Below are 25,109 nucleotides of genomic sequence, written 5' to 3'. Positions count from 1 at the left end.
TCACCGTAGGGAGCGGGGGGAGCGGCCGACCAGGGGTCCATGTCGATGGATCGGCGCCTTCCATGAGCGGTGTCGATGGATGCCGACGGCTGCCGATAGATTCGCCCGCATGACCGATCTCGCTCCGCAGGAGCTGCGCGTTCTGGTCGCCGTTGAGGAGGAGCAGAGCTTCACGGCGGCCGCCGCGCGCCTGGGCACCACCCAGTCCGCCGTCTCGCACGCCGTGCGCGTCTGCGAACGGAAGCTCGGCGCGGTGCTCTTCGAGCGTGGGCGCCGCGGCGCACGCCCCACCGAGGCCGGCGCGCGGGCGGTGGCGTACGCCCGTCGGATCCTACGGCTGCTGGCCGCGATGGGCCCGGAGGTGCGCGGCGCGGGCGCGGACGGCGGCCCGGTCACCGGTGAACTGCGGATCGCCGCCTTCCGCAGCGCCGCCGCCCAGCTGCTGCCGCCCGTCCTGGCCGCGCTGGCGGCCCGGCACCCCGGGCTCACCCCACGGGTGCGGATCGTCCGGGAGCTCGGCCGCGGCGCCGCCGGGGAGGTCGCCGACGGCCGGGCCGACCTCGGGCTGGCCACCCTGGACGCGGGCGGCCCGCCGCCCGTGCCGGGCCTGGTCGCGGTGCGCCTGTACCGGGAGTCGTACGCGCTGGCGCACCCCCAGGACCACCCGGCGCCGCGCGGGCTGCCGCTGGTGGACTGGGCGGAGAACTGCGACTCCTACACCAAGGACTGGTGGCAGCGGCAGGACTGGCTGCCGCCCGCGACCGTCGACGCGGAGGACGACACGGTCGCCCTGTCACTGGTCGCCCAGGGCCTCGGTATGGCGATCATGCCCCGGACGGCGCTGCTCGGCGCCCCGCCCGGGCTGGCCGTCACCGAGCTCGGCCCGAACCCGCCCAGCCGCTTCGTCGGGTACGTCACCACGCCCGAGCTGGCCGGGACGGCCGCCGTCCGGGCGCTGATCCGCGAGCTGCGCGAGCTGCCGCTCCCGGCCGGGCTGACCGCCGCCTAATCGTCGGAGGACTCCAGGCTCTCCCGGAGCCTGCGGAACTCCGCCGCCAGCGCGTCCAGGGTGTAGTGGGCGTTGAGCCCGCTCGGGTTGGGCAGCACCCACACCTCGGTGTCGCCGATGCCCTCCGGCTGGCGCCCGATCACGGCCTGCCGCCGCCCGAAGGCCGTCCGGTAGGCGCCGATGCCGAGCACCGCCAGAACCTTCGGCCGCAGCCGCAGCACCCGCTCGGTGAGCGCCGCGCCGCCCGCGCGCAGCTCCTCGGCGGTGAGCTCGTCCGCCTTGGCGGTGGTGCGCGGGGCGACGTTGGTGATGCCGAGGCCGAGTGCGGGCAGCTCGTCCTGCTCGTCCGGGCGGAACTGGCGCGCGGTGAAGCCGGAGCGGTGCAGGGCGGGCCAGAAGCGGTTGCCGGGGCGGGCGAAGTGGTGCCCGGTGGCGCCGGACCACAGGCCCGGGTTGATGCCGCAGAAGAGCACCCGCAGCCCGGGCCCGGTGACGTCCGGGATGGTGGTGTCCTGGGCGGCCCGGAGCTGCTCGGGCGTGGGCCTCATCGGGGACGGCTTCGTCGGCTTCATCGGCGCCTGGGTCTTGACGGGCTGCGGGTTCACGCGGCCAAGTCTGCCCCGGCCACCGACCGGGCCGTACGGCGGTTGCCGAGCCACCGCAGCCCGAAGACCACCACGGCCGCGTACGCCCAGCCGGCGAAGACGTCCACGATGAAGTGCTCGGCGCCGTAGACCAGGGTGAAGGCCATCGCGAGCGGATAGGCGACCAGCAGCGCGCGCAGCCGGGGCCCGGCGGTCGGCCAGAAGAGGAACAGCAGCATCGCCGGATAGGCGGAGTGCAGCGAGGGCATCGCGGCGACGTCGTTGGCGAACTGGCTGCCGTTCTCCAGCAGGGAGTCGGCCTGGGGCAGCCCCATGGTGGAGATCGTCTCCCAGACCACCCGGTGCAGCGGCGGCAGGTTGCCCTGCTGGGCGACCAGCCACGGCGGGTCGGCCGGGTAGAGCAGGTAGGTCGCGAAGCCGGCGAAGGTCAGCGTGAAGTAGCAAACGAGAAGCTGCCGGAAGTGGTGGCGGGCGCGCCGCCAGAGCACCGCGAGCAGCACGAAGACCACGAGGAAGTGCGAGAGGTAGACGGCCGTCGCCGCGTAGTCGTACCAGTGCGGCGAGCCGGGGGTGTAGAGCGCGTGCTGGATCCGGACGGTCCAGGTCTCGCCGAGGCCGAGCACCCCGTCGGCGCGCAGCTGCGGCAGCCAGTGCGGGGCCCACGGGGTGTGGGCGCCGTAGCCGCGCAGCAGCGAGTAGACCCAGACCACGGCCATCACCGGGATCCAGTCGCGCAGGACCATCAGGAAGCCGCGCGGGCCGTGCCCGCTGTGCACGGCGGCGGTCAGCAGGGCGCCGATCAGCCAGAGGAACACCACGTCGTTGGCGAAGGCCATGCCCTGGGTGCTCAGGAACCAGACGAAGGCGGTCAGGTAGGCCGGCCAGGCCAGCAGCCGCAGTCTCGACAGGCCGGTTCGGCGGTTGTGGGCGGTCACGGGGCGCAGTCGTCCGGCCCGCACCGGGGGCGGTGGGGCCGGACTGAGCAGCTTCGTCATGCCCACGGAAACTAGCAACGCGAGCTTGGAGGACTCTGGGTGAACCATGACCGACTCGTAAGAAAATCGCACGGTTGGGTCAAATCTCACCGGGCGAAGGTCCCGAACGTCGGTCGACGGGCTCGACGGGCTCGGCGGGGTCGACGGGCTCGACGGGTCAGGCCACGATGCCGAGTTCGTGCGGGGTGTTGTTGAAGCGGCGGCCGCCGGTCGCGGTGACGGTGACGATGTCCTCGATCCGCACCCCGAAACTCCCGGGCAGGTAGATCCCGGGCTCGATCGAGAAGCACATCCCGGGTATCAGCGGCCGCTCCTCGCCCTCGACCAGGTACGGCGGCTCGTGGGTGGTGATGCCGATGCCGTGGCCGGTGCGGTGGATGAAGTACTCGCCGTAGCCGGCCTCGGTGATCACCCGGCGGGCGATCCGGTCGATCTCCTGGCAGCCCACTCCGGGCCGGACCGCCTCGAACGCGGTCTGCTGGGCCAGCCGGACCAGCTCGTGCACCTTCCGCACCTCGGCCGGGACGTCCCCGCCGACGTGCACCGTGCGGGAGGTGTCGGAGCCGTAGCCGTCCTTGAGGCCGCCGAAGTCCAGCACCACGGTGTCGCCGGGCCGGATGATCCGCTCTCCGGCCTCGTGGTGCGGGTTGGCGCCGTTGGGGCCGGAGCCGACCACGGTGAAGTCGACCTGGCTGTGCCCGTACTGGATCAGCAGCGCGCCGAGGTCGGCGGCCACGTCGGTCTCCCGGCGGCCGGCGAAGGCGACCTCCAGGATGCCCCGGTAGGCGGCGTCCGCGGCCCCGCCGGCCGCGGCGAGGCGCTCCAGTTCCTCGGGGTCCTTGACCGCGCGCAGCATCGGCAGGGTCTCGGTGAGCGAGGTGAAGGCGACGCGGGGCAGCGCGGCCTGGAAGCCGAGCAGGTGCATCGCCCAGGCGTTGTCGGAGACGCCGTACCGCCCGGCCGGGTCGAACAGCGGGTGGGCGGCGGCGTACGGGTCCTCGCCGTCGGACCAGTCGAGCAGTTCGACGGCCGGGGCGCCGGGCGCCTTCTCGGCGTCCGGGCGCTCCAACTTGGGTACGACCAGGGCGGGTTCGCGCCCGGAGGTGAGGACGAGGGCGGTCAGCCGCTCGGTGATCGCGGTGGGCTGGTAGCCGCACAGGTAGGTCAGGTCGGGGCCGGGGGCGACCACCAGACCGGCCAGCCCGGCGGCGGTCGCGTCGGCGGCGGCCCGGGCCATCCGGGCGGTGTAGTCCTCGGTGGTGAACGGACGGGGCACGGTTCTTCCTCCTCGGTGTCCGGGCGGACTTCCTCCAACTCCAGCACGTTCAGCGCGTGTTGGCGAAGTGTCGGAGGAACAGCGCCTCCACGTGGGCCATGTCCCGGATCTCTCCCGGGTCGACGCTCTCGTTCGGCGCGTGGATCAGGCAGCGCGGCTCCTCGACGCCCATCAGGATCAGCTCCGCCTCGGGGAAGGCGGTGGCGAGGACGTTGCAGAGCGGGATCGAGCCGCCCTGGCCGAGGAAGGACATCGGCTTGCCGTAGACCTCCCGCATCGCCGTGTCCAGCGCGGCGTACGCGGGCCCGCCGGTGTCGGCGCGGAACGGCGAGCCGGCGCTCTCCCGCTCGACCTCCGTCCGCACGCCCCAGGGCGCGGCCGCCTCCAGGTGCGCGACCAGCGCGTCCTGGGCGGCGCGGGCGTCGGTGCCGGGCGGCACCCGCAGGCTCACCCGGGCCCGGGCGACGGCCGGGACGGCGGCGGCCGAGCCGACCACGGGCGGGCAGTCGATGCCGAGCACGGTGACGGCCGGGCGGGCCCAGAGCCGGTCGGCGACGGTGCCGGATCCGGTCAGCCGTACGCCGTCCAGCACTCCGGCGTCGGAGCGGAACCGTGCCTCGTCGTACCCGGCCCCGCTCCAGGTGCCGGCGCAGTCCAGGCCGTCGATCCGGGTGCCGCCGTCGGCGTCGCGCAGCGAGTCGAGCATCCGGATCAACGCGGCCAGGGCGTCCGGGGCGGGGCCGCCGAACGTGCCGGAGTGCATGTCGCCCTTGAGCGCCCGGACGGTGACCACCACGGTGACGACCCCGCGCAGCGAGGTGGTGGCGGTGGGGATGCCGACGGCGGCGTTGCCGGTGTCGCAGATCAGCAGCGCGTCCGCGTGCAGTTCCCCGGCCCGCGGGGGCACGAACTCCTCCAGGCCGCCGGTGCCCTGCTCCTCGGAGCCCTCGACCACCAGCTTGAGGCCGACCGGGACGTCGTCGCCGAGCGCCCGCAGCGCGGTGAGGTGCATGACGATGTTGCCCTTGCAATCGGCGGCGCCGCGCCCGAACCAGCGGCCGTCGCGGTCGGTGAGCTCGAACGGCGGGGAGGTCCAGGCGGCCTCGTCGAGCGGGGGCTGAACGTCGTAGTGGCAGTAGAGCAGCACGGTCGGGGCGCCCGGCGGGGGTGGGCGGTGGCCGACCACGGCGAGGCTGCCGTCCGGGGTCTCCTCCAGGTGGACGTCGCGCAGGCCCACCTCCGTGAAGGCGGCGGCGACCCACTCGGCGGCCTCCCGGCACTTCTCCGGCGGGTACTGCCGGGGGTCGGCGACGGACGGGATGGCCACCAGCTCGGCCAGATCGGCCCGCGCTCGGGGCATCGACTCGGCTATTCGACGAGCGAGTTCGTCGGTCATTCGGCGCTCCTGGAGGCTGCTTGCGGGCGGCGCCGCGGCTACCTGCGGACGGTGCCGCGGATGGTCGGCGCGGAGCGCGGGCCGGCCACCGAACCGGTGGTCATCAGCGCGGGCGTGATCCAGGACGTCCGCGGGGCACTCGCCACCCGGCCGGCCGCCGACCCGGTCCACTCCCGGATGGCGGAGCCGGCGGCCGGGCCGTCCGGCTTCTCCCGGTCGGGTGATGGCGCGTCCGTGGACCTCATCGGTTCTCCTCCGGTACGGCCCCGGTCGGGTGCGCGGGGTGGCCGCCGGGAAGGGGCCCGGGGCGGGCCGTACCCGGCCAGTTCACCCGGTTGCCGAGGCCCCCGCACGCGGCGTACGCCCGTGCGGGTGATGCCCGGTCGGCCGCGGTCATGCCCGCGGTCAGCCTGCTCGGCGGCCCGCGTTCAGCCCGGCTCGGCGCCCGGGGTGGCGGCGGGCCAGACGGCGCGGCGCAGCGTGCGGCTCGCGGTGGCGGGCAGCAGGGCGGCGGCGAGCACACCGGCGATCGCGGCCAGCGCGACGGCGGGGGAGAAGTGGTCCAGCAGCAGGCCGGCGGCGAAGGCCCCGGCGGGCATCCCGGCGGTGAGCAGCGTGATGGTCGCGGCGATCACCCGGCCGCGGAGCCGGTCCGGGACCTGCCGGAACACCAGCAGGTCGAGCATCACCCGCAGGGCTGCCCAGGACTCGATCCGGTTCGCCCCGGCGATGTTCACCACGGACTCCCCGGCCCGCTCCGAGGCGTACGACGCCATGCTGGCCGCGATCGACCGGCTGCGCGGCGACTTCCGTGCCCATGTGGCCGACGGCCGACTGGACTTCAGCGCCACGAAGGACGGTTCGCCCGGCTTGTTCGCGAACTTCACCCTGCGGCTCGACCCGGACCGGCTGACCCGCCTGCGCTCCCAACTGGGCGAAATCCTCGACGAGCTGAGCGAGGAAGGGCCGAGTACGTCCGAGGACGCGGTGGACGTGACCCTCTTCACCCTGCTCTACGGTCTCCGAGTGGGCACGGAATCATAAATTTCGGGCCGACTGTCAGTGCGGTGGGACACCATGTCCGGCATGTCCTATGAACTCCAGGCGCTGATAGGCACGTTGGAGCTGCTGACGCTGGCGGCGGCGGAGGTCCCGGCGGCCCGGGTGGTGCCGCTGGCCCAGGGGCTGGCCCTGATCCCGGTCACCTCCGCCGTGCTGGCGGCGCTGCAAGGCGATGACGCGATGCCGAAGGTCGGTGGCGGAGCCGGTTTCGGATGGCCCTCGGACGGCTTCGAACTGCGGCTCGCCGCCTGGTCCAAGGCCGGGTCGATCGCCTGCGTCCAGGCCGAGTACTTCGGCGGCAGCGGCACCCAGCGCGCCGCCGTCTGGGAGGACGGACGGGTGGTCCTCGGGCCGCTCGTCGGTGGGGAGTTCGAGCCGGCCCCCGAGGGCACCCCGATCTCCCGGGCGCTGCGCCGGCTCGGCGCGTCCGTCACCCCGGGGCGGGCGGACGAGTTCGACGCGGTCGGGCTGGCCGCGCACCGCAGCACCGGCGAAGCGACCGCCGTCGAGACCCTCCAGCAGCAGCTCGACACCCTGCGCGCCCAGGCACAGGCCCTGGCCGCCGCCCACCCCCGACCCGCCGCCGACTGACGCCACCCGCCGACGCGAACGGCCCCGCCCCCGAACCCGGGAGCGGGGCCGTGCCGTGGTCCGACCGGACCGACGTCATCGGTAGTTCACGTACTGCACCAGCGCCGCGCTGACCTGCGAGTTTACGGCGATCATGGCGCTGACCTGGGAAAGCTCTTGTCGGGAGTTTCACCGGTCAGTGCCGTTTCCGCCCGCATGTGCCCTGAATGTGCCCCGGCCTGCACCGGTTCAACGGTGGAGCACGGCCACTCGTCGGGGTGCTCCTCGTAGATCCGGGTGATTTTCGCGCGAAGACCTGTAACCACCTGCTCGCTCACCCCTGACCGGGCCAACTGCGAACCGCAGCCCCCGAGCGCCGAAGGGGGGCAAGTTCAGGAGAAGGACAGCGACAGATGACTCAGGAGGCGGACGGCTCGATCTCCCCCGCAAAGACGATGACCTGGTCGATGAGGCTCCGCCGCAGATGGACGACGTCCGTTCCCGCCAGGCGGGGGCCTCCATCCGGCGTGGTGAAGACCCACCGGTACCGGGCCCACTCGTCAGGCATGTCCACCTCTGAGCAGCGCACCATCGTGCCGGTCCCCGCCGGGTGGCGCCGGATGTCCAGCACGAACCGCTCGACCGCCGCGATTCCTTCGCTGCGGCCCAACGGCCCCCAGAAGACCACGTCTGAGGTCAGGGCCTGGGAGAGCAGGGCAGGCACATAGCTCTCGTCCGAGGCGTTGAACGCGGAGATGAACGTGTCGATCGCGGAGCGTGCGGTCTCTTCCTGCATGCCCCAGTAATACCAGCCTTTTCGCGTGCGCTCGTCCCGCGAGCCGCCTTCCGGTCACGGTGAACCGTCCCGGTCACAGCACTAGCCGTGGTGCTGGCCGACCGAGTGGACCGAGGCCCGCAACATCCGCCGCTTTGTCCACCCGGGGCATGCGTTCTTCGGCTGGAATCGCCCTCCACAAGACCAGACGTCGGCAGAATGTCGGGGTGGAGAATCGGATCACGGGTGGTGAGTTCCACGGACCGGTTGTTCAGGCCCGGACGATAGGCGAGTTGCACATCCACAACGGTCCGCCGCCAGCTGGCGATCTCGGACCTGATCGGCTGCCCCGGCGGGGCTGAGGCACTGCGCGAACTGGCGGCGGACGGCGCACTGCCGAAACTGGTTCGGTGGGCGGCGAGTCGTGCGGCTGCCCGGAAACGGTGAGGCACCAAGGGCACAGCGCTCGATGTCTCCAGCGCTGTGCCCTCGATGTGCCCTCCCGGGCCGAAGAACTAGCGTGTCCGCAGGTCAGCGGGGTCTGCTAGCGGTAGTTCACGAACTGGATCGCGAAGTCCAGGTCCTTGCCCTTGAGCAGGGCCTGGACGGTCTGGAGGTCGTCGCGGCTCTTCGAGCTGACGCGCAGCTCGTCGCCCTGGACCTGGGCCTTGACGCCCTTGGGGCCCTCGTCCCGGATGATCTTCGCGACCTTCTTGGCATCCTCCGTGGTGATGCCCTCCTTCACGTTCGCGAAGATCTTGTACTCCTTGCCGGACAGCTGCGGCTCGGCGGCGTCCAGGGCCTTCAGCGACAGGCCGCGCTTGACGAACTTCGTCTGCAGCACGTCGAGGATGGCCCGAACGCGCTCCTCGCCGTTGGCCTTCATCTCGATCTTCTCGCCGGAGCGGCTGATCTCGCCACCCACGCCCTTGAAGTCGAAACGGGTGGCGATCTCACGGGAGGTCTGGTTGATCGCGTTGTCGACCTCCTGCCACTCGACCTTCGAGACGATGTCGAAACTGGAGTCGGCCATGGGTGTTGGTCTCCTTGATGCTCTGGCTTCACTGGCACGGCCCGCCCCACCGGGCGTCCGCCGCCCCAGCCTATCCAGCGCCACCCCGGCCCCGCCCGTGACAGCGGCGCGACGCTTCTTGATCGTCGCGTGATCTATCGAGTGGCGGAGCACCCCCCGGGATCAGGTATGGTTTACCAAGTCGAACGGGGCGTCGCCCCGGGAAGCGGAAATCCTGGCTGGTTGCCCGAGCGGCCAAAGGGAGCAGACTGTAAATCTGTCGCGCAAGCTACGCAGGTTCGAACCCTGCACCAGCCACAGGATAGAAAACAGCCCCTGATCTGCGGAAACGCGGATCAGGGGCTGTTTCGTTTACCCGGACGCCGAGTGGCGCCAGTTATTGCACATTGCTTGCAATTACGCCGTGCAGGCAGCAGAGTGGGAGCTCGGGGGTGGGAGTCCTTCGACTGAGCTGATCGTCTTCCCAACCGGCGCCCGCCGGGACAACGGCTCGCCCACCCCCGCCAACCGCCCCTCCCGTCCCTCCCGCCGCGACGGCAGTCGCGTCAAGAGCGCGTCAAAGGCGCTCGTGGCGGCGTCAGGAACGCGTAGGGGCCAGGGGAGTGCCGGGCGCGCGGACCGCAGGATTCGGAGCAACTACCGACTGCGGAGGTCCGGTCCGATGTCCAGCGCCATCTCCACTCCGGCCGTGACGGCCGACGAACCGCCCGATACCGGCGCGGGTGACGAGCGCCACCGGCTCAGCGCGCTCGGCGGGCTGGCGGCGCTCTCGCTGGACGCCATGGCCTCGGTCGCGTACGGCCCCGAATCGATCGTGCTGGTGCTGGCCGCCGCCGGTTCGTACGGGCTGGGCTTCACCCTGCCGGTCACGGTGGCGATCGCCGTGCTGCTCGCGGTGCTGGTCGCCTCCTACCGGCAGGTGATCGCGGCCTACCCGGACGGCGGCGGCTCCTACGCGGTGGCCAAGGCGCACCTGGGCCGCCGGACGGCGCTGACGGCGGCCGCCTCGCTGGTGATCGACTACATCCTGAACGTCGCGGTCTCGGTGACCGCCGGCGTCGCCGCACTCACCTCCGCCGTCCCCGGCCTGTACGACGACCGGGTCTGGCTCTGCCTGGGCGTGCTCGCCCTGGTCACCACGGTGAACCTGCGCGGCATCGCCGAGTCGGCGCGCTGGTTCATGGTCCCGACCGCCGTCTTCGTCCTCGCCATCCTGACGATCATCGCGGTCGGCCTGTTCCGGGACGCCCCGGCCAGCACCGAGGCCGCAGCCGGCCACGCCTCCGTGCTCGCCGAGAACGCCACCGCGGTCGGCGCGCTGCTGCTGCTCAAGGCCTTCGCGGCCGGCTGCTCGGCGCTGACCGGCGTCGAGGCGGTGGCGAACGCCGTCCCCTCCTTCCGCACCCCGCGGGTGAAGCGGGCGCAGCACACCGAGGTCGCGCTCGGCGCCCTGCTCGGCGTGATGCTGATCGGCCTGGCCGTGCTGATCGGCCGCTTCCACCTCCAGCCGGTCGAGGGCGTCACCGTGCTCGCCCAGCTCGCCGACGCCTCGCTCGGCCACGGCGCCGGCTTCTACGTCGTCCAGTTCGCCACCGTGGTCCTGCTCGGCCTGGCCGCCAACACCTCCTTCGGCGGCCTGCCGGTGCTGATGGACCTGCTGGCCCGGGACAACCACCTCCCGCACGTGTTCGCGCTGCGCGCCGACCGCCAGGTGTACCGGTACGGCGTGCTGTTCCTCGCCGCGGTGTCGGCCGCGCTGCTGGTCGGCTCCGGGGGTGACGTCAACAGCCTGGTGCCGCTCTTCTCGATCGGCGTCTTCGTCGGCTTCACCATCTGCCAGGTCGGCATGGTCCGGCACTGGCTCCTGAACCGCCCGGCCGGGTGGCAGTGGAAGGCCGCACTGAACGGCTTCGGCGCGCTGCTGACGGGCGTCGCCACCCTCGTGGTGACCGGCACCAAGTTCACCGAGGGCGCCTGGGGCATCGTGGTGGCCCTGCCGCTGCTGGTGGTGCTGTTCGAGGCGATCCACCGCAGCTACGAGCGGATCGGCGAGCGCCTGGAGCTCGGCCGGGTGCCGGACGCGGTGACCCGCCAGCGCAGCCTGGTGGTGGTCCCGGTGACAGCGATCACCCGGCTCACCCGGGACGGCCTGTCGGCGGCGCTCTCGCTGGGCGACGAGGTGCTCGCGGTCACCGTGGTGCACGAGCCGGCCGACGCCGAGGCGCTGCGCCGGGACTGGGAGCTGTGGCAGCCGGGCGTGCCCCTGCTGGAGATACCGGAGGACCACCGGCGCCTCGGCCTGCCGATCGCCGAGTTCGTCAACAGGCTCGGCGAGGAGCACGCCTACGACCGGCTCACCGTGCTGATCCCCGAGGTCGAGCCTGCCCACTGGTGGCAGCGGGCGCTGCAGAACCGGCGCGGCGCCGTGATCGACCGCGCCCTGCGCCGGCACACCGACGCGGTGGTCTGCCGGCTGCGGATGCGGATGTGACCCGACTGCCCTGGCAGGTGCAATGAACGGGCCCCGGTGCGACTGCGTTTCGCACCGGGGCCTGATGTGTGTCCGGTGCCGGCCGGATCGCGACGGTCTCGGCCGGATCGCGGCGGTCTCGGCCCGATTACGACGGTCTCGGCCCGGTGAAGCGAGCGTCAAGGTCGCGTCAACGACCAGCTTTCACCCGTATGGAGGGCGTCAGGGCCCCCTAACGCGCCCTAGACGGCTGATTTGCTGCGTCTGCCGGTCGTCCGCCGGTGCCGCGCGAGGCCGTCCTGTCCGCTCGCGAGCACATCCTCTAGCCAGTCTGGTGGAGCCCATGTCCGATCTCATCTACGTCGGTGTCACGGTCGCCGTGTTCGCCGTCATCGCCCTGATCGCGCGGGGGGTGGAGAAGCTGTGAGTGCCGAGAACATCGCTGGTCTGGTCGTGGCCGTCGCGCTCGTCGGCTACCTCGTCGTGGCGCTGATCTTCCCGGAGAAGTTCTGACATGGGATCCACTCTCGCGGGCTGGATGCAGGCCCTCGCCCTGGTGGGCGCGCTGGCCCTGTGCTACCGCCCCCTTGGCGACTACATCGCCAAGTTCCTCACCACCGCCAAGCACCTCAGAGTCGAGCGCGGCGTCTACAAGCTGATCGGTGTGGACGGTGACGCCGATCAGCGTTGGCCGGTGTACCTGCGCTCGGTGCTGGCCTTCTCGGCCGTCTCGGTGCTCTTCCTGTACGGCCTGATCCGCCTCCAGACCTTCCTGCTGCTGAACCTGGGCGTTCCGCAGATGGACGGCCACCAGGCCTGGAACACCGCGATCTCGTTCGTCACCAACACCAACTGGCAGTCCTACAGCGGTGAGTCCGCGATGGGCCACCTGGTGCAGATGGCGGGCCTGGCGGTGCAGAACTTCGTCTCCGCGGCCGTCGGTATCGCCGTCGTCGCCGCGTTGATCCGGGGCTTCACCCGGAACAGGACGGATCGGGTCGGCAACTTCTGGGTGGACCTGGTCCGGATCACGCTGCGCCTGCTGCTTCCGGTCTCGATCGTGTTCGCGCTGGTCCTGGTGGCCAACGGCGTGATCCAGAACTTCCACGGTTTCCACGAGGTGGCCGGTCTCGCCGGTGACGCGCAGAAGATCCCGGGCGGGCCGGTGGCCTCGCAGGAGGTCATCAAGGAGCTGGGCACCAACGGTGGTGGTTTCTTCAACGCCAACTCGGCGCACCCGTTCGAGAACCCGACCGGGTTCACGAACTGGCTGGAGATCTTCCTGATCCTGGTGATCCCGTTCGCGCTGCCGCGTACCTTCGGCCGGATGGTCGGTGACAACCGTCAGGGCTACGCGATCGTCGCCGTGATGGGCCTGTTCTGGGTCGCCTCGGTGGCTCTGCTGACCTTCGCGGAGTCGCAGCACCACGGCACCGCCCTGCAGGCGGCCGGCGGCGCGATGGAGGGCAAGGAGCAGCGCTTCGGCATCGCTGCCTCCACGCTGTTCGCCGCCTCGACGACGCTGACCTCGACCGGTGCGGTGGACGCGTTCCACGATTCGTTCACGCCGTTCGGCGGTGGGATCACGATTTTCAACATGATGCTGGGTGAGATCGCGCCCGGCGGTGTGGGTTCCGGTCTGTACGGCATGCTGATCCTCGCCGTGGTCGCGGTGTTCGTGGCCGGTCTGATGGTCGGACGCACGCCCGAGTACCTGGGCAAGAAGCTCGGCGGTCGCGAGATGAAGTTCGCCTCGCTGTACATCCTCACCACCCCGACCATCGTGCTGGTCGGCACCGGTGTGGCGATGGCTCTGCCGGGTGAGCGGGCCGGGATGCTCAACAGCGGTGCGCACGGCTTCTCCGAGGTGCTGTACGCCTTCACCTCGGCCGCCAACAACAACGGCTCGGCGTTCGCGGGCATCACCGTCAACACCGACTGGTACGACACGGCGCTGGGCCTGTGCATGGTGTTCGGTCGTTTCCTGCCGATCGTCTTCGTTCTGGCGCTGGCGGGTTCGCTCGCGCAGCAGCAGCCGGTTCCGGCCACTCCGGGCACCCTGCCCACCCACAAGCCGCTGTTCGTGGGCCTGCTGTCGGGCGTCGTCCTGATCGTCGTCGGCCTCACCTACTTCCCGGCCCTGGCCCTCGGGCCGCTCGCGGAAGGTCTCTCCTGATGTCCACCCCTATGCTCAACCCCGCACCGGCCGACAAGGCCGAGCCCGCCGCGCCGCACAGAGTGGCGAGCGGTCTGCTCGATCCGAAGCTGATCGTCGCGTCCCTGCCGGACGCGGTGAAGAAGCTCGACCCCCGGGTGATGGTCAAGAACCCGGTGATGTTCGTGGTCGAGGTCGGCTCGGTGGTCACCACGATCTCCGCGATCGCCAGTCCGTCCGTGTTCGCCTGGGCCATCACCGTGTGGCTCTGGCTCACCACGATCTTCGCCAACCTGGCGGAGGCCGTGGCCGAGGGCCGCGGCAAGGCCCAGGCCGACACCCTGCGCAAGACCAAGACCGAGAGCGTCGCCCGCCGGCTCACCAACTGGCCCGCCAGTGACGCCGAGGAGGAGGTGCCGGGGACGGCCCTGCGGCTGGGCGACCACGTGGTGGTCGAGGCCGGGCAGATCATCCCCGGTGACGGCGACGTCGTCGAAGGCGTCGCGTCCGTGGACGAGTCGGCGATCACCGGTGAGTCCGCGCCGGTCATCCGCGAGTCCGGCGGCGACCGCTCCGCGGTGACGGGCGGCACCAAGGTGCTGTCCGACCGGATCGTGGTGAAGATCGCCTCGGAGCCCGGCAAGTCGTTCATCGACCGGATGATCGCCCTGGTCGAGGGCGCCGCCCGGCAGAAGACGCCGAACGAGATCGCGCTCAACATCCTGCTGGCCTCGCTGACCATCGTCTTCCTGGTCGCCGTGGTGACCCTGCAGCCGATGGCCACCTACGCGGGCGCCCCGCAGTCGATGATCGTCCTGGTCGCCCTGATCGTGGCGCTCATCCCGACCACCATCGGCGCGCTGCTGTCCGCGATCGGCATCGCGGGTATGGACCGCCTGGTCCAGCGCAACGTGCTGGCGATGTCCGGGCGCGCCGTCGAGGCCGCCGGCGACGTCAACACCCTGCTGCTCGACAAGACCGGCACCATCACCCTGGGCAACCGTCAGGCCGCCGAGTTCCTGTCGGTGAGTGGCGTCTCCACCGACGAGCTCGCCAGTGCCGCTCAGCTGTCCTCCCTCGCGGACGAGACCCCCGAGGGCCGCTCGATCGTGGTCCTGGCCAAGACCGAGTACGGTCTGCGAGCCCGCGCCCAGGGCGAGCTGACCCACGCGACCTGGGTCCCGTTCACCGCCCAGACCCGCATGTCGGGCGTCGACCTGGACGAGGCCGACGGGGTTCACCAGGTCCGCAAGGGCGCGGCGGCCGCGGTGTCCAACTGGGTCACTGCCAACGGCGGTCCGGTCACCGACGAGGTGTCGACGCTGGTCGACGGGATCTCGGCCGCGGGTGGCACGCCCCTCGTTGTCGCGACGAAGATCGGCGACGCTCCCGCCAAGGTCCTGGGGGTCATCCACCTCAAGGACGTGGTCAAGGAGGGCATGCGGGAGCGCTTCGACGAGCTGCGCCGGATGGGCATCAAGACCATCATGATCACGGGCGACAACCCGCTGACCGCCAAGGCGATCGCGGAGGAGGCCGGCGTGGACGACTTCCTCGCCGAGGCCACGCCCGAGGACAAGATGGCCCTGATCAAGAAGGAGCAGGAGGGCGGCAAGCTGGTCGCGATGACCGGCGACGGCACCAACGACGCCCCCGCCCTCGCCCAGGCCGACGTCGGCGTCGCGATGAACACCGGGACCATGGCGGCCAAGGAGGCCGGCAACATGGTCGACCTCGACTCCAACCCGACCAAGCTGATCGAGATCGTGGAGATCGGCAAGCAGCTGCTGATCACCCGCGGTGCGCTGACCACCTTCTCGATCGCCAACGACGTGGCCAAGTACTTCGCGATCATCCCCGCGATGTTCGCCGGGGTCTACCCGGGCCTGCGCCACCTCAACATCATGGGCCTGCACAGCCCCCAGTCCGCGATCACCTCGGCGATCATCTTCAACGCCCTGGTCATCATCGGCCTGATCCCGCTCGCCCTGCGCGGCGTGAAGTACCGCCCGTCCGACGCCAGTTCGCTGCTGCGCCGCAACATCGGGGTCTACGGCTTCGGCGGCCTGGTGGTGCCGTTCGTCGGCATCAAGCTGATCGACCTGATCGTCCAGTTCATCCCCGGCCTCAACTGACGCAGGGAAGGAGAGAACACCATGTCCAAGCCCCTGCCGACGACCGTCCGCACCCACTTCACCGCCCTGCGCGTGCTCCTGGTGCTGACCGTGATCCTCGGAATCGCCTACCCGCTGCTGGTCACCGGCATCTCGCAGGTCGCGTTCAGCGACAAGGCCAACGGCTCGATCGTGAAGTCCGACGGCAAGGCGGTCGGTTCCAGCCTGATCGGCCAGAACTTCAACCTGCCGAAGAAGAACCCGGACGACCCGAAGGAGGAGGCCCAGCCGGACCCGAAGTGGTTCCAGCCCCGGCCCTCCGCCAACAACTACGCCGGCGACAACTCGGGCGCCAGCAACCTGGGCCCGAACAGCGACGACCTGCTCAAGGCCGTCAACGACCGCCGCGCCGCCGTCGCCGCCTTCGACGGCGTCGACCCGGCGAGCGTCCCGGCCGACGCGCTGACCGCCTCCGGCTCCGGCCTCGACCCGCACATCTCGGTGGCCTACGCCAAGGAGCAGGTCAACCGGGTCGCCAAGGAGCGCAACCTGCCGGCGGAGACGGTGGCCAAGCTGGTCGACACGTACACCGAAGGCCGGTCCGCCGGCTTCCTCGGCCAGGAGGGCGTCAACGTCGTCCTCCTCAACAAGGCCATCAGCGAGCAGAAGTGACCGAGCAGTGACGTCCCACCACGTGCGTGGATGACCGGGCCGGCCCGGGCGAGGGAGGATGCCTCCCGCGCCCGGGTCGGCCGCCCCCGTATCCGCACGCGCACGCACCACCCGGCTGTCACCTCCCGATGATGGAAAGAGCAGTGCCCATGGCCCGCGACCTCACCCCCGGCTCCGGCATCCGCGGCGGCCGGCTGAGGGTGTACCTCGGCTCCGCCCCGGGGGTCGGCAAGACCTACCGGATGCTGGACGAGGCCCGGCGCAGACAGGAGCGCGGGGCCGATGTCGTGGTCGGGTACATCGAGTGCCACGGCCGCCGCCACACCGAGGCCATGACCGACGGTCTGGAGATCCTGCCCCGCGTCCACCGCTCCTACCGCGACGCCGAGTTCGAGGAGATGGACCTCGACGGGGTGCTCGCCCGCCGCCCGGCCGTCGTCCTGGTGGACGAACTGGCGCACACCAACATCCCCGGCGGCCGCAACGCCAAACGCTGGCAGGACGTCGAGGAGCTGCTCGCCGCCGGGATCGACGTCATCACCACCGTCAACATCCAGCACCTGGAATCGCTGAACGACGTCGTCCAGAAGATCACCGGCATCCCCCAGCGCGAGACCGTCCCGGACGAGGTGGTCCGTCGGGCCGACCAGCTCGAACTCGTCGACATGGCGCCGCAGGCGCTGCGCCGGCGCATGGCCCATGGCAACGTCTACAAGGCGGAGAAGGTGGACGCCGCGCTCTCCAACTACTTCCGGGTCGGCAACCTCACCGCCCTGCGGGAACTCGCCCTGCTCTGGGTGGCCGGGCGGGTGGACGAGGGCCTGCGCGACTACCGGGCCAGCCACAAGATCGACCGGGTCTGGGAGACCCGCGAGCGCGTCGTGGTCGCCCTCACCGGCGGCCCCGAGGGCGAGACCCTGATCAGACGGGCCGCCCGGATCGCCGTCGCCGCCGGCGGCGAGCTGCTGGCCGTCCACGTCTCCCGCAGCGACGGCCTGGCCGGCGCCTCCTCCGGCGCGCTCGCCCAGCAGCGGCAGCTGGTCGAGTCCCTCGGCGGCAGCTACCACGTGGTGGTCGGCGACGACATCCCCACCGCGCTGCTCGCCTTCGCCCGCGCCCACGACGCCACCCAGCTGGTGCTCGGCACCAGCCGCCGCGGCCGGATCAACCGCTTCCTCACCGGCCCCGGCACCGGGCAGACCACCGTGGACGCCTCCGAGGACATCGACGTCCACATGGTCACCCACGAGTTCACCGGCCGCGGCCGGCTGCCCTCGCTCGGCCGCCGCCACTCCCGGCGCCGCACCATCGCCGGCTACCTGGCCGGCCTCGTGCTGCCCTGGCTGCTCACCGCCGTGCTCTCCCAGGCGCACGACACCATCAACCTCACCACCGACGCCCTGATCTTCCAGCTCGGCGTGGTCATCGTCGCCCTGCTCGGCGGCGCCATGTCCGCCCTGCTGGCCGCCTTCATCGCCTCGGTGCTGCTGAACTACTACTTCATCCCGCCGGTGCACAGCCTCACCATCGGCGAGACCAACAACATCGTCGCCCTGGTGGTCTTCGCCGCCATCGCGCTCGCCGTCTCCACCGTGGTCGACCACGCGGGGCGGCTCACCACCCGGGCCGCCCGCGCCACCGCCGAGGCCGAGACTCTCTCCACCCTGGCCGGCAGCGTGCTGCGCGGCGCCGACGCGCTGCCCGCCCTGCTGGAGAAGTCCCGTACGGCCTTCGGCATGCAGGCCGTCGCGCTGCTCTCCCGCGCCGGCGGCGAGGTGCTCGCCCACAGCGAGGCCGAGCACCCGGACGACGGCGACGGGCAGCACGAGACCACCGAGGTCCCGGTGGGCGTCGACGCCCTGCTGGTCCTCACCGGCCGCCGGCTGCCCGCCGCCGACCAGCGGGTGCTCACCGCCTTCGCCGCCCACGTCGCCGCCGCGCTGGAGCGCGACCGGCTGGCCGTGGTCGCCGCCGAGGTCGAGCCGATCAAGGCCGCCGACCGGATGCGCACCGCCCTGCTCGCCGCCGTCAGCCACGACCTGCGCACCCCGCTCGCCGCCGCCCGCGCCTCGGTCGGCTCGCTGCGCAGCCCCGACATCGAGTTCTCGCCCGAGGACCAGGCCGAACTCCTCGCCACCGCCGACGAGTCACTGGTCAAGCTCACCCGCCTGGTCGACAACCTGCTCGATATGAGCCGCCTCCAGGCCGGCGCGCTCACCCTGCACCTCACCGAGACCCACCTGGACGAGATCCTGCCCAGGGCGCTCGACAGCCTCCCCGACCCGTACGCGCCGATCCAGCCGCTCGATCTGGACAGCGCCCCGCCGGTGCTCGCCGACCCGCCGCTGCTGGAACGCGTCCTCGCCAACGTGATCACCAACGCGCTGCGCCACAACGCCCCCGGCGCGCCCGTCCTGGTCACCGCCAGCCACCACGCCGACCAGGTCGAGATCCGGGTGATCGACCGCGGCCCGGGCATCGCCCCCGAGGACCGCGACCGGGTCTTCCTGCCCTTCCAGAGGCTCGGCGACACCGACAACACCACCGGCGTCGGCCTCGGGCTCGCCCTCTCCCGCGGCCTCGCCGAGGCGATGGGCGGCAGCCTGGAGGTCGAGGACACCCCCGGCGGCGGCACCACCATGCTGCTCACCCTGCCCGCCGCCACCGAGCCCGCCGCCACCGAGCCAGCCGCCCCCGGGGAGGAACCACCGTATGAGTGACCGAAGCGAGCGAACCATCGACAGGTGCGAGGTCCTGATCGTCGACGACGAACCGGCCCTGCTGCGCACCCTGCGGATCAACCTCAGCGCCCGCCAGTACGCCGTGCGCACCGCCGCCAGCGGCGGCGAGGCGCTCGACCGGGCCGCGCACTCCGTCCCGGACGCCGTCCTGCTCGACCTCGGCCTGCCCGACATCGACGGCATGGACGTGCTGCGCGGACTGCGCAGCCGCAGCGCGGTGCCGATCATCGTGCTCTCCGGACGGACCGACGCCGCCGACAAGATCGGCGCCCTGGACGCGGGCGCCGACGACTACCTCACCAAGCCGTTCCTGATGGACGAACTGCTGGCCCGGCTGCGCGCGGTGCTGCGCCGGCCGTTAGGCGAGGTCCCGCTGGGCCGGCCGGTGATCGGCGACCACACCGTCGACCTCGCGGCCACCACGGTGACCGGCCCGGGCGGCCCGGTGCGGCTCACCCCGACCGAGTGGCGGATCCTCAGCCTGCTGCTCGCCAACCCCGGCCGGCTGGTGCCCGGGCGGCAGATCCTGCGCGAGGTGTGGGGCCCGGCCCAGGAGGCGCGCGGCAACTACCTGCGGGTCTACCTCGCCGGGCTGCGCCGCAAGTTGGAGCGGGACCCGGCCCGCCCGCGCCATCTGGTCACCGAACCGGGGATCGGGTACCGCTACGTGCCCTGAGGGCGTCAACGAACCGTCAAGGGCGGCTCGGCGGGCGACAGGAGAGCGTCAAGGCCGGTCGGCGGGGGTGTTCCGTGGGCGTAGCGTCAGTGCTGGAACGAGCGGGCCCCGCTCCGTGTGGGGGAAGCCCGGGGCCGCTCTCCAGCCGCCGCCAAGGCGGCCAGCAGGTGGGGGAGGGGCGCGCGACGCACGTCGCGCGCCCCTTTGATTTCGCCGCTACGTGACGTCCCGGGTACGTGCCCTCCCCGGTACGGGCCTCAGCCGTCCGCGCCGTCGGACTGCCGGGGCAGCGCCAGCGCCACGGTGTCCGCGAACTCCCGCACCGCGCTGGTCCGGCTGACCACCCGGCCGCTGTGTACCACCAGTCGGCTGTGCCCGCCCGCGAGCGCCCCGGCCAGGCTGTCCCCGCGCACCGCCAGCAGCTCCGCCGGGAAGCCCGCGTCCACCCGGACCGGCGGGAGCCCGAGCGCCGCCCGGGCCTGGTTCGCCACCGCGTCGTACGCCGTGTCCGGGTCCAACTCCCCGCCCGCGGCGAGCAGATAGGCCGACTCCAGCGGATCGGCCCGGCCGACCGGGTTGGACGGGTCCCGCAGCGCGCCGCTGCCCGCCGCCAACGGCACCCTGGCCGAGGCCAACTCCCGTAGCAGGCCCGGCCGTAGACCGGTCACCCGGCCCTCCAGCCCGGTGCACCCGCCGTTCTGCGGCAGGCAGACCACCCGCACCCCGCTGGTCGCCAGCACGGTGGAGGCGCCCCGGGCCAGCGCCCCGCACGGCCCGAGCGACACCCGCGGCCGAAGTGGGGCCAACGCGCCGGCCAAGCGGGCCAGTTGGGCCGAGTCGGCGGCGGTGGTGTGCAGGTCCACCGGGCAGTCCGCCTCCCGGGCGGCCTCCAGCAGCAGCTGCACGTACCCGGCCGGGTCCGGGTCCAGCTCCGGGCAGCCGCCGGCCGCGGTGGCGCCGAGCTTGAGCGCCTCGCGCAGTTGCGCCCGCCCGTCCGCGCCGGCCCGGCCGGTGAGCAGCCGGGGCATCGCCACCGCCTGGAGCTCGGCGAGGCCCCGCAGCGCCTGCCGGGCGGTGAGCACCGCCTCCAGCCGGCGCAGCCCGTGCACGTCGCCGATCCGCACGTGGGTGCGCTGGGCGGTGGCGCCGTAGCCGAGCGAGGTGAGCGCGGCCTCGGTGACCCGGCGGGTGAGGTCGGTGGGGGTCTCCGGCGGCGGGGCGGGCAGAGCGGCGGAGAAGGCGGCGTCGTAGTGGGCGTGCGCCTCGGCGGGGGCCGGGAGCAGCAGGTAGCCCTTGAGGTCGATCCGGGCGCCGGTGGTGACGGTGGGCGCGCCGGGCAGGGCGGGCAGCGGGCCGAGGCTGCCGACGGTGCCGACGGCCTGGATCCGGTCGCCGCTGATCCGGACGTCCACCACCCGTCCGTCGGCGAGTCGGGCGTCGGTGAGCAGCAGGACCGGGCCGTGCCCGAGCGGGTTGGCCGCCGGGCCGGGCCCGGAGTGCGGCCCGTCGGCGGCTGCGCTGTCCATCGCCGGCTCCTTCTCGCGCTGCCCAGTGGGGACCGGTGGGGGACCGGTCGGGATCGACTCCGTGGGGATCGGCCGGTGTCCCGGTCAATGAGGGTCGAGCCTATGGCGCGCGGGGGCGGGGCGCCGGGAGGCGGGCAATAGTCGTATCGGGTCGGGGCGTACGGCTCGCGGGCCTGTCGAACGCCCTGCCCTGGATCGGTCGTCCGTCCACCTCGCCGACCTGCGGTCTTCGCCTCGGGATACGGATTTCACCTCTGGGCGCGGAACGTGTAATCTCTTCCTCGTTCGCCCCTATAGCTCAGTCGGTAGAGCGTCTCCATGGTAAGGAGAAGGTCTGCGGTTCGATTCCGCATGGGGGCTCTGGTGAGAAGCAGTCAGCTCAGGCTGTCCTGCGGATCACTGTGGCGGTGTAGCTCAGTTGGTAGAGCAAGCGGCTCATAATCGCTGTGTCACCGGTTCAAGTCCGGTCACCGCTACCCCGCGTAGTCGGTCGGGAGATCGCACTCCCGGTCGGCTACTCTTGTTGTGTTCTTATTCGTTGTCCAAGGAAGGCACTCCCGTGGCTGCCACCGACGTCCGCCCGAAGATCACGCTGGCCTGCGTGGAGTGCAAGGAGCGGAACTACATCACCAAGAAGAACCGGCGTAACGACCCGGACCGTCTTGAGATGAAGAAGCACTGCCCCCGCTGCAACTCGCACACCGCGCACCGCGAGACCCGCTGACCCTGTCGCAGGGCGTCGGGCCTGTGTGAACTCAGGTCTTCTACTCCGGGCCGCATCCCTCAACGGGGGTGTGGCCCGGAGTTTTTTCGTATCCACCCGCGTTTCGAGGAGCTGCCATGGCGCTCGACCCCTCCTTCATCGGGCGTAGCTACCCGCCCACCGAGCCGTACGAGGTCGGCCGGGAGAAGATCCGCGAGTTCGCGATCGCGATCGGGGACGCCAACCCGGCGTACACCGACGCGGAGGCGGCGAAGGCCTTCGGCCACCGGGACGTGATCGCCCCGCCGACCTTCCCGTTCGTGATCACCTACCGCGCGGCCGGCCAGGTGGTCGAGGACCCGGACCTGGGCCTGGACTACAGCCGGGTGGTGCACGGCGACCAGAAGTTCGTCTACACCCGCCCGGTGCAGGCCGGCGACCGGCTGACGGTCGCGATCACCATCGACAACATCAAGTCGCTGGCGGGCAACGACGTGCTCACCGTGCGCGGCGAGGTGGCGGACGAGAGCGGCGAGCACGTGGTGACGTCGATCATGACGCTGGTGGCCCGGGCCGCCGACGAGGCGGGGGAGTGAGCGGCATGACGGTCAACTACGACGAGGTCGAGGTCGGCACGGAGCTCCCGGCGCAGTCCTTCCCGGTGACCCGCGCCACGCTGGTGCAGTACGCGGGTGCCTCCGGCGACTTCAACCCGATCCACTGGAACGAGAAGTTCGCGCTGGAGGTCGGCCTGCCGGACGTCATCGCGCACGGCATGTTCACCATGGCCGAGGCGATCCGGGTGGTCACCGACTGGGCCGGCGACCCGGCCGCGGTGGTCGAGTACGGCGTCCGCTTCGTCCGTCCGGTGCCGGTGCCGAACGACGGGGTCGGCGCGGTGGTCGAGGTCTCCGCCAAGGTCGCCAAGAAGCTGGACGACCGCAAGGTGCAGGTCGACCTGCTGGCCACCACCGGCGGGCAGAAGGTGCTCGGGATGTCCAAGGCCGTCGTCCGGCTCACCTGAGCCGCGGCCCCTCCGCTGATCGGGCTGTCGCCGATCGGCCGCCCGGAGGCCCGCTCGGCGGGCCCTTGGGGCGGTTTCCGTCCTTGCGGAGGTCGCCGAGCCCGAGGGCGGGCAGGCTGAGGCCGCCGAGCCCGCCGAGGCCTGAGCACGGGCGGCTCCGGCCACGGGGGCGGCGGGTCGGCCGCCCCCGCACCCGTACGCTGGTGGGCGTGCTGGTAGAAAACGACGCCCCCCTCGCCCCGCTGACCACGCTCCGGCTCGGCGGCCCGGCCCGCCGCCTGGTGACCGCCCACACCGATGACGAGGTGATCGCCGCCGTCCGCGAGGCCGACGCGGCCGGCGAGCCGCTGCTGGTCCTGGGCGGCGGCTCCAACCTGGTGATCGGCGACGCCGGCTTCCCCGGCACGGTGCTGCGGATCGCCACCACCGGTTTCGCCCTGGACGGCGCGGTGCTGGAGCTGGCGGCCGGCGAGGTGTGGTCGGAGGCGGTCAGCCGTGCGGTGCGCGAGCACGGCCTGGCCGGCGTCGAGTTCCTGGCCGGCATCCCGGGCTCGGCCGGCGCGACCCCGGTGCAGAACGTCGGCGCGTACGGCCAGGAGGTGGCCCAGACGATCACCGAGGTGGTCGCGTACGACCGCGCCGACGACCGGGTGGTCACCCTGACGAACGCCGAGTGCGCGTTCTCCTACCGCCACAGCCGCTTCAAGGCGGAGCCGGACCGCTACGTGGTGCTGCGGGTGCGGTTCGCCCTGACGGACCACGCGGGCCTCTCCACCCCGGTCAAGTACGCCGAGGTGGCCAAGCACTTCGGCGTCGTGCAGGGCGAGCGGGTGCCGCTGGGGGAGGCGTACGAGGCGGTGCTGAAGCTGCGCTCCGGCAAGGGCATGGTGCTGGATCCGGCGGACCACGACACCTGGTCGGCCGGCTCCTTCTTCACCAACCCGGTGCTCACGGCCGCGCAGTACGAGTCCTTCCGCACCCGCCCGGGCGCCGAGAACGCCCCCGCCTACCCGGCCCCGGAGGGCTGCACCAAGACCTCGGCGGCCTGGCTGATCGACAAGGCGGGCTTCGGCAAGGGCTACGGCAGTGGCCCGGCGACCCTCTCCACCAAGCACACCCTGGCGCTCACCAACCGCGGCTCGGCCACCGCCGAGGACCTGCTGGCGCTGGCCCGGGAGATCCGGGACGGGGTCAGGGAGGTCTTCGGGGTGGAGCTCGTGAACGAGCCGGTGATGGTGGGCGTCAAGCTCTAAGCGGCGCTGCGCCCGTCCACCAGCCAGGCGTCGATGTCCGCCAGCAGTTCCTTGCGCACGGCCTCCGGCGCGCACGAGCCGCGCACCGACTGCCGTGCCAGCTCGGCGAGTTCGGCGTCGCTGAAGCCCAGCACACCGCGGACCAGGTCGTACTGGGCGGCGAGCCGGCTGCCGAACAGCAGCGGGTCGTCCGCGCCGAGCGCCAGCGGCACCCCGGCGTCGAACAGCTTGCGCAGCGGGACGTCCTCGGGGCGCTCGTAGACGCCGAGCGAGACGTTGGAGGACGGGCAGACCTCGCAGGTGACCTGGCGGTCCGCGAGCCGGGCCATCAGTCGCGGGTCCTCGGCGGCCCGCACGCCGTGGCCGATCCGGCCGGCGCCCAGGTCGTCCAGGCAGTCCCGGACGGACTCCGGCCCGGCCAGCTCACCGCCGTGCGGGGCGGCCAGCAGCCCGCCCTTGCGGGCGATCGCGAAGGCCCGGTCGAAGTCCCGGGCCAGGCCGCGGCGCTCGTCGTTGGAGAGGCCGAAACCGACCACGCCGTGGTCGGCGTACCGGACGGCGAGCCGGGCCAGTGTCCGGGCGTCCATCGGGGACTTCATCCGGTTGGCCGCGACCAGCACCCGGATGCCCACCCCGGTGGCCCCGGCGGCGTGCTCCACCGCGTCCAGGATCAGCTCCAGCGCGGGGATCAGCCCGCCCAGCCGGGGCGCGTAGGAGGTCGGGTCCACCTGGATCTCCAGCCAGCGGGAGCCGTCCCGCTTCTCGTCCTCGGCCGTCTCCAGGACCAGCCGGCGGATGTCCGACTCGTCCCGGAGCACCGAGCGGGCGGTGTCGTACAGACGCTGGAACCGGAACCAGCCGCGTTCGTCGGTGGCCCGCAGTCGGGGCGGTTCGCCGGAGCTGAGCGCCTCCGGCAGCCGGACGCCGTGCTTGTCGGCCAGCTCAAGCAGGGTGGCGGGCCGCATCGAGCCGGTGAAGTGCAGGTGCAGGTGGGCCTTCGGGAGGCCGCTGACGTCTCGCGGGTTCAACAGGCGTTCCATCCGCTGATACTGCC

24 protein-coding genes and 3 tRNA genes are annotated in these 25,109 nt (G+C 72.1%); 17 read left to right on the top strand and 10 right to left on the bottom strand.

Going from position 1 to position 25,109, the window contains the following annotated elements; translation table 11 throughout:
- Positions 1 to 109 precede the first annotated feature (109 nt).
- Positions 110 to 1,009 carry a LysR family transcriptional regulator gene (locus ACZ3UD_RS03680; protein WP_465581787.1) on the top strand — a complete coding sequence of 300 codons (900 nt, stop codon included), beginning with the start codon at positions 110 to 112 and terminating at the stop codon, positions 1,007 to 1,009.
- Here ACZ3UD_RS03680 and mug read toward each other — a convergent pair.
- From mug to ACZ3UD_RS03650, 6 genes are all read right to left on the bottom strand, one after another.
- Entirely contained in the window at positions 1,006 to 1,557 is a 552-nt protein-coding gene (gene mug, locus ACZ3UD_RS03675; RefSeq protein WP_465582065.1) for a G/U mismatch-specific DNA glycosylase, read from the bottom strand. The two genes, ACZ3UD_RS03680 and mug, sit on opposite strands and share 4 nt — an antisense overlap.
- Positions 1,558 to 1,610: 53 nt before the next feature.
- Positions 1,611 to 2,609 (bottom strand): phosphatase PAP2 family protein, encoded by a 999-nt coding sequence (locus ACZ3UD_RS03670; protein WP_465581785.1) that lies wholly within the window; start codon positions 2,607 to 2,609, stop codon positions 1,611 to 1,613.
- Positions 2,610 to 2,766: 157 nt separating this feature from the next.
- The gene (locus ACZ3UD_RS03665) at positions 2,767 to 3,846 is read right to left on the bottom strand and encodes a M24 family metallopeptidase (protein WP_465582064.1); all 1,080 of its coding nucleotides are present in this window, start codon (positions 3,844 to 3,846) and stop codon (positions 2,767 to 2,769) included.
- Positions 3,847 to 3,934: 88 nt separating this feature from the next.
- A complete protein-coding gene (locus tag ACZ3UD_RS03660) occupies positions 3,935 to 5,281 on the bottom strand; it encodes a M20/M25/M40 family metallo-hydrolase (protein WP_465581783.1) in 1,347 nt (448 codons plus the stop codon).
- Positions 5,282 to 5,319: 38 nt separating this feature from the next.
- A complete protein-coding gene (locus ACZ3UD_RS03655) occupies positions 5,320 to 5,526 on the bottom strand; it encodes a hypothetical protein (RefSeq protein WP_465581781.1) in 207 nt (68 codons plus the stop codon).
- A gap of 183 nt (positions 5,527 to 5,709) precedes the next feature.
- Complete coding sequence (locus tag ACZ3UD_RS03650) at positions 5,710 to 6,018, bottom strand: hypothetical protein (RefSeq protein WP_465581779.1); 309 nt, start codon at positions 6,016 to 6,018, stop codon at positions 5,710 to 5,712.
- On the opposite strand from ACZ3UD_RS03650, the gene ACZ3UD_RS03645 reads away from it, so the two are divergent.
- Both ACZ3UD_RS03645 and ACZ3UD_RS03640 read left to right on the top strand, forming a co-directional pair.
- Positions 6,011 to 6,325 (top strand): hypothetical protein, encoded by a 315-nt coding sequence (locus tag ACZ3UD_RS03645; RefSeq protein ID WP_465581777.1) that lies wholly within the window; start codon positions 6,011 to 6,013, stop codon positions 6,323 to 6,325. The two genes, ACZ3UD_RS03650 and ACZ3UD_RS03645, sit on opposite strands and share 8 nt — an antisense overlap.
- Positions 6,326 to 6,367: 42 nt before the next feature.
- Positions 6,368 to 6,934 carry a hypothetical protein gene (locus ACZ3UD_RS03640; protein WP_465581775.1) on the top strand — a complete coding sequence of 189 codons (567 nt, stop codon included), beginning with the start codon at positions 6,368 to 6,370 and terminating at the stop codon, positions 6,932 to 6,934.
- A gap of 397 nt (positions 6,935 to 7,331) precedes the next feature.
- Here the strand turns inward: ACZ3UD_RS03640 and ACZ3UD_RS03635 are convergent, their stop codons facing one another.
- Together ACZ3UD_RS03635 and ACZ3UD_RS03630 are read right to left on the bottom strand one after the other, a co-directional pair.
- Positions 7,332 to 7,709 (bottom strand): nuclear transport factor 2 family protein, encoded by a 378-nt coding sequence (locus ACZ3UD_RS03635; protein ID WP_465581773.1) that lies wholly within the window; start codon positions 7,707 to 7,709, stop codon positions 7,332 to 7,334.
- Between the two features lie 523 nt (positions 7,710 to 8,232).
- A complete protein-coding gene (locus tag ACZ3UD_RS03630; RefSeq protein WP_380608344.1) occupies positions 8,233 to 8,721 on the bottom strand; it encodes a YajQ family cyclic di-GMP-binding protein in 489 nt (162 codons plus the stop codon).
- A gap of 216 nt (positions 8,722 to 8,937) precedes the next feature.
- On the opposite strand from ACZ3UD_RS03630, the gene ACZ3UD_RS03625 reads away from it, so the two are divergent.
- From ACZ3UD_RS03625 to ACZ3UD_RS03590, 8 genes are all read left to right on the top strand, one after another.
- Positions 8,938 to 9,018: transfer RNA gene (locus ACZ3UD_RS03625), tRNA-Tyr, on the top strand.
- A gap of 364 nt (positions 9,019 to 9,382) precedes the next feature.
- The gene (locus tag ACZ3UD_RS03620; RefSeq protein WP_465581770.1) at positions 9,383 to 11,212 is read left to right on the top strand and encodes an APC family permease; all 1,830 of its coding nucleotides are present in this window, start codon (positions 9,383 to 9,385) and stop codon (positions 11,210 to 11,212) included.
- 402 nt (positions 11,213 to 11,614) lie between these two features.
- Positions 11,615 to 11,704 (top strand): K(+)-transporting ATPase subunit F, encoded by a 90-nt coding sequence (kdpF, locus tag ACZ3UD_RS03615; protein WP_045693083.1) that lies wholly within the window; start codon positions 11,615 to 11,617, stop codon positions 11,702 to 11,704.
- A 1-nt stretch (position 11,705) separates the two neighbouring features.
- A complete protein-coding gene (kdpA, locus tag ACZ3UD_RS03610) occupies positions 11,706 to 13,367 on the top strand; it encodes a potassium-transporting ATPase subunit KdpA (protein WP_465581768.1) in 1,662 nt (553 codons plus the stop codon).
- A complete protein-coding gene (gene kdpB, locus ACZ3UD_RS03605) occupies positions 13,367 to 15,481 on the top strand; it encodes a potassium-transporting ATPase subunit KdpB (protein WP_465581766.1) in 2,115 nt (704 codons plus the stop codon). Before kdpA ends, kdpB begins: the two co-directional genes overlap by 1 nt.
- Before the next feature lie 21 nt (positions 15,482 to 15,502).
- On the top strand, positions 15,503 to 16,132 hold the full coding sequence (kdpC, locus tag ACZ3UD_RS03600; protein WP_465581764.1) for a potassium-transporting ATPase subunit KdpC: 630 nt from the start codon (positions 15,503 to 15,505) through the stop codon (positions 16,130 to 16,132).
- A 149-nt stretch (positions 16,133 to 16,281) separates the two neighbouring features.
- Positions 16,282 to 18,852: an ATP-binding protein gene (locus tag ACZ3UD_RS03595; protein ID WP_465581762.1), complete on the top strand. Its 2,571-nt coding sequence runs from the start codon at positions 16,282 to 16,284 to the stop codon at positions 18,850 to 18,852.
- Positions 18,845 to 19,549 carry a response regulator gene (locus ACZ3UD_RS03590; RefSeq protein WP_465581760.1) on the top strand — a complete coding sequence of 235 codons (705 nt, stop codon included), beginning with the start codon at positions 18,845 to 18,847 and terminating at the stop codon, positions 19,547 to 19,549. The genes ACZ3UD_RS03595 and ACZ3UD_RS03590 overlap by 8 nt, the downstream gene beginning before the upstream one ends.
- A gap of 257 nt (positions 19,550 to 19,806) precedes the next feature.
- On the opposite strand, the gene ACZ3UD_RS03585 is transcribed toward ACZ3UD_RS03590, so the two are convergent.
- On the bottom strand, positions 19,807 to 21,075 hold the full coding sequence (locus ACZ3UD_RS03585; RefSeq protein WP_465581758.1) for an amidohydrolase family protein: 1,269 nt from the start codon (positions 21,073 to 21,075) through the stop codon (positions 19,807 to 19,809).
- Positions 21,076 to 21,362: 287 nt separating this feature from the next.
- Here ACZ3UD_RS03585 and ACZ3UD_RS03580 point away from each other — a divergent pair.
- The 6 genes from ACZ3UD_RS03580 to ACZ3UD_RS03555 all read left to right on the top strand — a co-directional run bounded on the left by ACZ3UD_RS03580 (position 21,363) and on the right by ACZ3UD_RS03555 (position 24,055).
- Positions 21,363 to 21,435 (top strand) — tRNA-Thr (locus ACZ3UD_RS03580).
- Positions 21,436 to 21,478: 43 nt separating this feature from the next.
- Positions 21,479 to 21,551, top strand: a tRNA-Met gene (locus ACZ3UD_RS03575).
- Positions 21,552 to 21,634: 83 nt separating this feature from the next.
- Positions 21,635 to 21,799, top strand: a complete 165-nt coding sequence (rpmG, locus tag ACZ3UD_RS03570; protein WP_006604855.1) for a 50S ribosomal protein L33 — start codon at positions 21,635 to 21,637, stop codon at positions 21,797 to 21,799.
- A gap of 116 nt (positions 21,800 to 21,915) precedes the next feature.
- Positions 21,916 to 22,374 (top strand): FAS1-like dehydratase domain-containing protein, encoded by a 459-nt coding sequence (locus tag ACZ3UD_RS03565; protein WP_380608312.1) that lies wholly within the window; start codon positions 21,916 to 21,918, stop codon positions 22,372 to 22,374.
- 5 nt (positions 22,375 to 22,379) lie between these two features.
- Positions 22,380 to 22,802, top strand: a complete 423-nt coding sequence (locus ACZ3UD_RS03560) for a MaoC family dehydratase (RefSeq protein ID WP_465581755.1) — start codon at positions 22,380 to 22,382, stop codon at positions 22,800 to 22,802.
- A gap of 209 nt (positions 22,803 to 23,011) precedes the next feature.
- Positions 23,012 to 24,055 (top strand): UDP-N-acetylmuramate dehydrogenase, encoded by a 1,044-nt coding sequence (locus tag ACZ3UD_RS03555; protein WP_465581753.1) that lies wholly within the window; start codon positions 23,012 to 23,014, stop codon positions 24,053 to 24,055.
- Here ACZ3UD_RS03555 and ACZ3UD_RS03550 read toward each other — a convergent pair.
- Complete coding sequence (locus tag ACZ3UD_RS03550) at positions 24,052 to 25,095, bottom strand: adenosine deaminase (protein WP_465581751.1); 1,044 nt, start codon at positions 25,093 to 25,095, stop codon at positions 24,052 to 24,054. The two genes, ACZ3UD_RS03555 and ACZ3UD_RS03550, sit on opposite strands and share 4 nt — an antisense overlap.
- Positions 25,096 to 25,109: the final 14 nt, after the last annotated feature.

Source organism: Kitasatospora sp. NPDC023118 (genome assembly GCF_055560875.1).
This window is presented reverse-complemented; position numbering and strand designations above follow the sequence as displayed.